General features: G+C 64.7%; 6 protein-coding genes. 2 read left to right on the top strand and 4 right to left on the bottom strand.

The genetic code is table 11. The annotated features are described in order from the left end of the window. Positions 1 to 2,515: SDR family NAD(P)-dependent oxidoreductase (locus A5736_RS04410; protein ID WP_139333131.1), on the top strand; the 2,515-nt coding region annotated here is incomplete at its 5' end. Between the two features lie 34 nt (positions 2,516 to 2,549). Here A5736_RS04410 and A5736_RS04405 read toward each other — a convergent pair. Both A5736_RS04405 and A5736_RS04400 read right to left on the bottom strand, forming a co-directional pair. After that, entirely contained in the window at positions 2,550 to 3,197 is a 648-nt protein-coding gene (locus A5736_RS04405) for a class I SAM-dependent methyltransferase (protein ID WP_254848278.1), read from the bottom strand. An 85-nt stretch (positions 3,198 to 3,282) separates the two neighbouring features. Continuing rightward, the gene (locus A5736_RS04400; RefSeq protein ID WP_076244713.1) at positions 3,283 to 4,551 is read right to left on the bottom strand and encodes a glycosyltransferase; all 1,269 of its coding nucleotides are present in this window, start codon (positions 4,549 to 4,551) and stop codon (positions 3,283 to 3,285) included. Between the two features lie 572 nt (positions 4,552 to 5,123). Here A5736_RS04400 and A5736_RS04395 point away from each other — a divergent pair. Then, on the top strand, positions 5,124 to 5,924 hold the full coding sequence (locus A5736_RS04395) for a GAP family protein (RefSeq protein WP_076244711.1): 801 nt from the start codon (positions 5,124 to 5,126) through the stop codon (positions 5,922 to 5,924). A 46-nt stretch (positions 5,925 to 5,970) separates the two neighbouring features. Here the strand turns inward: A5736_RS04395 and A5736_RS04390 are convergent, their stop codons facing one another. Next, on the bottom strand, positions 5,971 to 7,239 hold the full coding sequence (locus A5736_RS04390; RefSeq protein ID WP_076244710.1) for a glycosyltransferase: 1,269 nt from the start codon (positions 7,237 to 7,239) through the stop codon (positions 5,971 to 5,973). Further along, positions 7,236 to 8,372, bottom strand: a complete 1,137-nt coding sequence (locus tag A5736_RS04385; protein ID WP_083667132.1) for a branched-chain amino acid aminotransferase — start codon at positions 8,370 to 8,372, stop codon at positions 7,236 to 7,238. The genes A5736_RS04390 and A5736_RS04385 overlap by 4 nt, the downstream gene beginning before the upstream one ends. Positions 8,373 to 8,374: the final 2 nt, after the last annotated feature.

The raw sequence follows: 8,374 nt of genomic DNA, 5'->3' as shown, positions 1-8,374 counted from the left end.
TTTGCGCGCAGCGGGATTCACCGGCGTGGTGATCCTCGCCGGACCCAAAAACGGTCACTCCGACGACCACTCCCCGCTGCTTGGCCGCGAGTACGTGGAGCATGTGGTGCGTATCGCCCGCGGATTGCCGGACATCGCCGGCCAGCCGCCGCGCCTGTGCGTCGTCACCCGCGGCGCTCAGGCGGTGCTGGCCGGCGACCGGCCCAACCTCGAGCAGGCCGGGCTGCGGGGTTTGCTGCGCGTAATCGGCGCCGAGCATCCGCACCTGCACGCCACCCAGATCGACCTGGACGCCGACACCGACAGCGAGCACCTGGCGCAGCAACTGCTCAGCGGATCCGACGAAGACGAGACCGCCTGGCGAAACGGCCAGTGGTATACGGCGCGTTTGCGTTCGACTCCCCTGCGGCCGGAGGAACGGCACACGACCGTCGCCGACCATGAGAGCGACGGGATGCGTCTGCAGATCCGTACACCGGGCGACCTGGAGTCAATGGAACTCGTTGCCTGCGACCGGATTCCGCCGGGGCCCGGACAGATCGAGGTCGCGGTCAGCGCGTCCAGCATCAACTTCGCCGACGTGTTACTGGCGTTCGGACGCTACCCAGCCTTCGAGGGGCGACTCCCGCAGCTCGGCACCGACTTCGCCGGTGTCGTCACCGCGGTCGGGCCCGACGTGACCGGCCACAAGGTGGGCGATCACGTCGCAGGCCTATGCGCCGACGGCTGTTGGAGTACGTTCATCACCTGCGACGCGCGCCTGGCCGTATCGGTGCCGGCCGGTCTTTCCGACGGCCAGGCGGCCGCGGTGACAACCGCGCACGCCACCGCGTGGTACGGCCTCCACGACCTGGCCCGCATCAGCGGCAGCGACAAGGTGTTGATCCATTCCGCGACCGGCGGCGTGGGCCAGGCGGCGATTGCCATCGCCCGGGCCGCGGGTGCCGAGATCTTCGCCACCGCCGGCAGCGAGCAGCGCCGAGACCTGCTGCGCGGCATGGGTATTGAGCACGTTTACGACTCGCGAAGCCTGGAGTTCGCCGAGGGAATACGCCGTGATACCCAGGGATATGGCGTAGACATCGTCCTCAATTCGGTTACCGGCGCCGCCCAACGCGCCGGTCTCGAATTGCTCGCGCTCGGTGGACGATTCGTCGAAATCGGCAAACGCGACATCTACGGCGACACCCGGCTGGGGCTCTTTCCGTTCCGGCGCAACCTCGCCTTCTACGGCGTCGACCTAGGATTGCTGTCCTACAGCCATCCCGAGCGGCTGCAGGAGCTGTTGAAAACGGTGTACCGGCTCACCGCCGACGGCGTTTTGCCGATGCCGCAGAGCACGCACTACCCGCTTGCGGACGCCGCTACGGCCATTCGGTTGATGAGCGGGGCCCAGCACACCGGGAAGCTCGTGCTCGACGTTCCGCACGCCGGGTCCAGCCGCGTGGTGGTGCCGCCGGGCCAGACTCGGGTCTTCCGCCCCGACGGCGCCTACATCGTCACCGGCGGGCTGGGGGGCCTGGGGCTGTTCTTGGCCGAGAAGATGGCGACGGCAGGCTGCGGGCGTCTCGTGTTGTGCTCGCGCTCGCAACCAACCGTCGATGCGTCGCAGACCATCGAACGCATCCGCGCCACCGGTACCGACGTCGTGGTGGAGTGTGGCGATATCGCCGCGGACGGGACGGCAGAGCGGTTGGTGACAGTCGCGACCGCGACCGGCCTTCCGCTGCGCGGTGTGCTGCATGCCGCGGCGGTGATCGAGGATGCGACACTGACGAATATCACCGATGAGCTCATCGAGCGTGACTGGGCGCCAAAGGTTTACGGTGCGTGGAACCTGCATGCGGCCACCGCCGGCCAGCCGTTGGACTGGTTCTGCTGGTTCTCCTCGGCGGCCGCGCTAGTTGGCTCGCCCGGGCAGGGCGCCTACGCGGCGGCCAACAGTTGGCTGGACGCCTTCAGCCTGTGGCGCCGGGCTCAAGGCCTGCCGGCGACCGCGATCGCCTGGGGCGCATGGGCGCAGGTCGGGCGCGCCGCCCCGCTGGCGGAGGGCGCCGACGGCGTTATCGCTCCCGAGGAGGGCGCGTATGCGTTCGAAGCGCTGCTGCGCCACGACCGAGGCTATACCGGGTATGCACCGATCACCGGCGCCCCGTGGTTGACCAGCTTCGCGCAACGCAGCCCGTTTGCCGAAGCATTCCGCTCCAACGGACAAAACCCAACGGGCACAAGCAAGCTGCGCGCCGAGCTCAGCGAGCTGCCGCTCGAGGAATGGCCCACCCGGCTGCGGCGCCTGATCTCCGATCAGGTCAGCCTGATCTTGCATCGCAGCATCGATCCGGACCGGCCACTCTCGGAGTACGGCATCGACTCGCTGGGCGCGCTTGAACTGCGCACCCGCATCGAGACGGAAACCGGAATACGGATCAATCCCACCGACTTCACCACCATTGGCACCATTCGCGGTCTGGCGGAGCTGCTCTGCGAAAGGCTAACGCCCGCCGAGGGCGAGTGACCACGCCTGTTCGGCGCTTTCGCCGCCGCACGCTCTAACCGACGTACCGGCCCAGTGCCCACGCCCGCACGCCCGGAGGCTGCAGCAAATCGACGGGTCGCCCGTCTTTGAAGATCTCTTCTTGGGATACGACGCCACCTTCAATGGCCTCTGCCCATGCTCGCGCAGGCCCCTTGCCATATCTCAGCCATGGAACGACGTCGTCCATGACCACCGCGGTGTGCTCAGAGCTCAAGCTCTTCATGTTCAACAGGTCGGCCTTAGCCACCTCGTAGTCATGGCCGCCGTCGATGAATACCAGGTCGAACCGCAGCCCCGGGTGGCGCTTCGCGTACTCCGGCACGGTTTCGCGGGAATCGCCACAGATCAAGGTGTGGCGGCCGGGGAAATTTTTGTCGATCAGCTGTTTGGCTGCCCGCGTCGAACCGTGATTTCCCAAATCGAAGGACACCACCGTCAAGTCGGGGCTGGCGGCGAGCATTGCGTAGCTCGAGTAGCCGACGTTGAAGCCAATCTCTGCGACCAGGCGCGCGTTTGTGCGCTGCACCATCTGCACAAGGTATAGAAGCTCGGCGGCTGAACTCGAGCGTTCCGCGGGGAAGGTTCCCTTCAACAGCAGCTGGCGGAGTCCGCGCAATTTGAGCCGCTTCATGTCCCTTAGGGACGGCTGCACATTGGTCATGTCTTTAGTTACCCCCTTCGCGCAAGCCGCGGCGCATGAGCGACAGTTCGCCGGTACTCATCATCCCAATGGCCGCCTTCGCCCATCAGCCAACACGCCTGTACCGGGCGAGGTTCTCCACAAGATCGGCGGCGGCCGCAACACTGGCGGTGGGCTTTGTCATCCGGGTCGCAACCTCGCGGGCCCGGGAGGCGTATTGCGGGGCGAGAATGGTGCGCAGGTCCGCGGCCAGAGATTTTTGAGTAGTGCTCGCAAAGCGGCGCCCGAAGCCAACTTTCAGGCGTTTGACCTGTGCCGCCCAGAACGGCCGATCGCCCCATTTCCAAAGGATCAACATGGGGATCCCGGCGCGCAGTGCCGCGGCCGTCGTGCCCGCACCACCGTGGTGCACCGCGGCCCGGCAGGCCGGAAACATTGCCGAATGGTTGACCCCGGCCACAACCTTGACGTGCTGGAAGCGGGGGAGGCTGCCGGAGTCAGTCCAGTCGGCACAAACCAACGCCCGCTCCCCCAACTCCGCGCAAGACGCGCCGATCATGGCAAGCGTGTCGACGGGAGATTCGACCGGCACGCCGCCAAAACCGAAGTAAATCGGCGGGGTTCCCGCGGCAATCCACGACGCGACCTCATCGTCGGCATCCGTCGGCAGCTCCATCGTCAACGCGCCGACAAAAGGCCGCTGGCCGTCCCATTTCGCCCATTCGGCTGCCAGCCCGGGAAAGCAAACCTCGTCGTAGGCTTGGATTTCCAGCAATCCACGTTCGGCGATCCGTCGAAACACGGGGCCGGTGGCGTTCGGCAGGCCCAGTTCACGACGCTGCGCGTCCGCGAGCTGTTTTGATGCGCGCCAACTCAGCCAGTCCAACGCTGTCATCGCGGAGCGAGTCAACGGCGCCGGCAGGAATGGCAGGAGCTGGCCGTTGGCCCGCAGCGGCAAGTAATGCAGGGTGGCGAACGGAATGTCGTAATACTCCGCGACGTCGGCAACGACGTCCTCGAAGCCCATGCCGGTCACTAGCAGGTCGGCCTCATCCGCCAGCGACTTGAGCGTCGTGCGGAACTCCGCCCAACACCGGGTAACAACCTCCGAAAGTTCGCGCCACGACCTGATCCGATCCTGAATCCTCCAGAAGTTGCGGAGTGAATACCTCCAAAAGTCATGCTGTGCTTCCATGATGGCCCGCAAATCCAGTCCGTAGGGGACTGCAGTAAGCCCAGCCGACTCGACGAAGCTAACCCAATCAGGCGCCACGGCCACCTTCACTTCATGCCCGCGGCGCAGCAACTCACGGCCGACGGCGGCACAAGGCTCGACATCGCCACGACTTCCGTAGCTTGCTAGCACAAATTTCATCGCGCGATCCTCGCCTGTCACGTGTCGTGCGCGGTCAGCTGAAAGCCGGGGAGCCTGCCCGTCAGCCACCAGGGAGCCTAACCCGCAACTCCCGCTGTCGAAATGAAATCCAGAAAAGTTGGGAAAGCGCCCTCGCCGCGCAGACTCAGGGCCGCGGGGTGGATTTGTCGATATGTTCCACACGTGCAAAATGGCGTCGTCATTGCCACCTGGGCGATCGAGGAGTCGACCACCTCGGCCTGGCGCAGCCCGTTCGCCGAAGAGTTCCGCTCCAACGCGCAATCCCAACGGGCACGAGCAAACCGGGTGCGAGCTCAAGGGACTGCCACCGGACCGGCACCAGTCGCGAAACTGCCGAAGAAATTGCCCGCTGGATTGGAGTCATTCCCATCAGAATTGTGTGAACCGCTGGGAAGGGACGGCTGTAGGTACGGCGAGCTGTGCGATGCGAACACGCGACGCGCCGGTGTAACGCAATTTCCACGCGCGATACGGGATCATGCGCCAGCTCGCCCCGAACGCACCCTCGGAAATAGCCAACAGGCAAAAGCCGACAAGGTAGGGTTCTGGCCATGTGGGGGTCATTGCTGGGATTCGCACTTTTCGTGACGTTCCATCCGGTGCGTCTCGCCGTCATCCTGCTCCTGATCTCCCGGTCGCGTCCCCTGCAAAACTTGTTTGTCTACTGGGTCGGCTGCATTACGGCAAATCTTCCGTCTTACCTGGTTCCGCTAGTCGTGCTGCACATCACCCCGACATTTGCTTCTTTTACGAAAGATGTGGACACCCCGGGCACCGTCGCGAACTCCATTGCCCGGCAGATTGAAACGGGCGTGGGTGTGCTAGCGCTATTGATCGCCGCCCTGATGGCAGTACGCTTCTCGGCGCGTCAGCGCGCAACCGTGCCGGCAGCCGGCGGCAACACGTCGACGCTAGTGCTGGACTCGAATCCACCGAGTGCGATTTCACGGCTGCTCGGTCGCACGCAGGATGCGCCAACGGAGGGCGGATCTCCAATCCGGCGGCTGATCCGCTGGGCAGGCAATATTTGGCAAGGCGGGTCGTTGTGGGTTGCATTCGTGGTCGGCATCTCGTCGGCGCCGTCACTCGAAGCGGTTCTCATCGTCGACGCTATTATCGTGGCCTCGGGAGCCTCGATCGGCATGCAGTTCGGCGTCGCCATTGCGTTCGTCTTCGGGATATTCGCGCTTGAAGAGGTCATCCTCATCAGCTATCTGGCCAAGCCAGCGAAAACCCATGCGGCACTCCAACTGCTACACAACTGGGCGTTGGCTCACCGTCCGAAGATCCTGATAGCCATCGCCGCCATCGTTGGGGCCACGCTGGTGGCCCACGGCATTGGTGCCATCTAAGCTGCCGGCTAACAGGCCAGCGGCATCCTCAAACCGGCCGCAGGGCTCAACCCGCACGCCGCGAGCGGGCGAAGCTCTCCAGCAAATCGGCGGCGGTTGCGACGCTTTCGGCGGGTTTGGTCATCCGAGTGGCGATTTCGCGGGCCCGCGCGGCGTAGTCGGGGTCGAGGATGGTGCGCAGGTCGCCGACCAGTGATCGCTGGGTCGTGCCCGAAAAGCGCCGGGCAGTACCGACCTTCAGCCGTTTGACCTGAGTTCCCCAGTACGGCTGGTCGGCCGCCGTCCAGAGGATCAAGGCGGGGACTCCGGCGCGCAGCCCGGCCGCCGTGGTGCCCGCGCCGCCATGGTGGACGACCGCGCGGCACGCAGGGAAGACGGCCGCGTGGTTCACCGCGCGCACCAACTTTACATTCTCGAAATCGGGGATGTTGCTGAAGTCGGTCCCACCGGAGCAAACCAGCGCTCGCTCGCCTAGCTGCGCGCAGGCCGCGCTGATCATTTCGAATGTGCGGGCGGCAGATTCGACGGGGATGCTGCCAAAGCCGAAGTAAATCGGCGGTGTGCCCGCGGCAATCCACGACGCGACCTCGTCGTCGGCGTCCGTCGGCAACTCCATCGTCAGCGCGCCAACAAACGGCCGCTGGCCATTCCAGTTCGCCCATTCGGCTGCCAGCCCGGGAAAGCAGACCTCGTCGTAGGCCTGGATTTCCAGCGATCCGCGTTCGGCGATCCGCCGCGACGAGGTGCGCGTTGACTTCGCCAGGCCCAAGTCACGCCGCTGCGCGTCCTCCACCCTTTTCGTCCCGCGCCACACCAGCCACTCGTTGAAAGTCATGATGGAGCGCCCGAATACCGACGGCAGGAATGGGATGACCTGGCCGTGGGCCCGCGCCGGCGCGTAATGCAGCGTGGCCAACGGAATGCCGTAATGCTCTGCCACGTTGGCGGCGGGCTCCTCCAACGTCCGGGCGGTGATGAGCAGGTCGGCCCCGTCCGCCTGCGATCTCAGCGTCGCGCTCGCCTCCCGCCAGCAGCGCATGAAGAGCTGCCAAAGTTCGCGTCCCAAGCCGATCAGCTCCCGGATCCTCCACGGGCTGCGGGATAGACACGTCCACAGGTCACGGTGCACGTCCATCCACGTCTGCGTGTCCAGCCCGTAGGCGGTCGCGGCAAACCCGGCTGCCTCGGTGTCGCCCACCATGTCCGGAGGCACGGCCATGCGCACTTCATGCCCCCGGCGCTGTAGCTCACGGCCGACGGCGACGCCGGGCTCGACATCGCCGCGAGTTCCATAGCAGGCCAGCACGAATATCATCGCGGATCCTCGCCTTTCAGTTCTGCCAGTTCGGGGATTTCAACCATCCAGTCGTACGGGTCCGGTCGTCGACCGTATTGAATGTCGAGGAGGTGGTCGCGTAGCGCTTGGCTCTGCGGTCCTGGCAAACCGTCGGACACCACAAATTCACACTTGGGGCCCTTGAAGCCGACGATGGGGTTCACGACTGCCGCCGTCCCCACCGCGAAGACCTCGCGAATCTTGCCGGAAATGCAGCCCCGCTTCAATTCCTCGAACGAAAATTTGCGTTCGTTCGGGGCCAACCCGTGGGCGGGCGCCAGCGAAAGAATGCTCGCCCGTGTCACCCCGTCGAGAATCGTGCCCAGGCGCGGAGTGACAAGCTCGCCGTCAGAGGTTATGACGAAAATATTCATCGTGCCCGATTCCTGCAGATTGCCATCATCGTCGAGGAACAGAACGTGATCGCAGCCATACTCCCGAGCTTCAATGTCTGCCACGAGGTTCGACGCATAGTTACCGCCGAACTTGACGCTGCCCGTGCCGCCCTCCCAGGCGCGCGGGTACTTCCCTACCCACAGCCGCATTCCGTCGGTTCCGCCTGGAAAATATGGCCCTGCCGGGCTGGCGATGACCGCATAGGTCACGCACGGACTCGGCCGGACCCCGAGTGCCACTTCTGCACCGAACATGAAAGGCCTGAGATACAAGCTGCATTCACGATCATTCGCGGGCACCCACGCGCGGTCCACCTGCACCAGCGAAATCAGGCTCGAGAGGAACAGGTCGTCGGGCAGCTCTGGAAGGGCCAGCCTGGCAGCCGATTTGCGGAAGCGACGAGCATTGAGCAGCGGCCTGAACAGCCAAACGCTGCCGTCTGCCCGGCCATAAGCTTTCAGGCCCTCGATGACTCCCTGCGCATAGTGCAGCACAACGGACGCCGGATGAATGGTGAACGGTTTGAGCTGCGTTATACAGGCCCCATGCCAACCTTTGTTCGCATCCCAGTAAATGATCGACATATGGTCGGAGAAAAAACGCCCGAACCCGGGGTCGGCCAAAATTTTAGCCCGCTTAGAGTCCGACACCCGCGACGGGGACACGTCGAGGCGAAAGCCCCCGGACACAAGCGCTACTTCCTGATCCACCGACATTT

Source organism: Mycobacterium sp. SP-6446, from assembly GCF_001954045.1.
Lineage (GTDB): Bacteria > Actinomycetota > Actinomycetes > Mycobacteriales > Mycobacteriaceae > Mycobacterium.
This window is presented reverse-complemented; position numbering and strand designations above follow the sequence as displayed.

Bases quoted from the DNA above. Each gene is read 5' to 3' on its own strand.
- A5736_RS04400 (WP_076244713.1), bottom strand. From the start codon at position 4,551: ATGAAATTTGTGCTAGCAAGCTACGGAAGTCGTGGCGATGTCGAGCCT.
- A5736_RS04385 (WP_083667132.1), bottom strand. From the start codon at position 8,372: ATGTCGGTGGATCAGGAAGTAGCGCTTGTGTCCGGGGGCTTTCGCCTC.
- A5736_RS04395 (WP_076244711.1), top strand. From the start codon at position 5,124: ATGTGGGGGTCATTGCTGGGATTCGCACTTTTCGTGACGTTCCATCCG.
- A5736_RS04405 (WP_254848278.1), bottom strand. From the start codon at position 3,197: ATGACCAATGTGCAGCCGTCCCTAAGGGACATGAAGCGGCTCAAATTG.
- A5736_RS04390 (WP_076244710.1), bottom strand. From the start codon at position 7,239: ATGATATTCGTGCTGGCCTGCTATGGAACTCGCGGCGATGTCGAGCCC.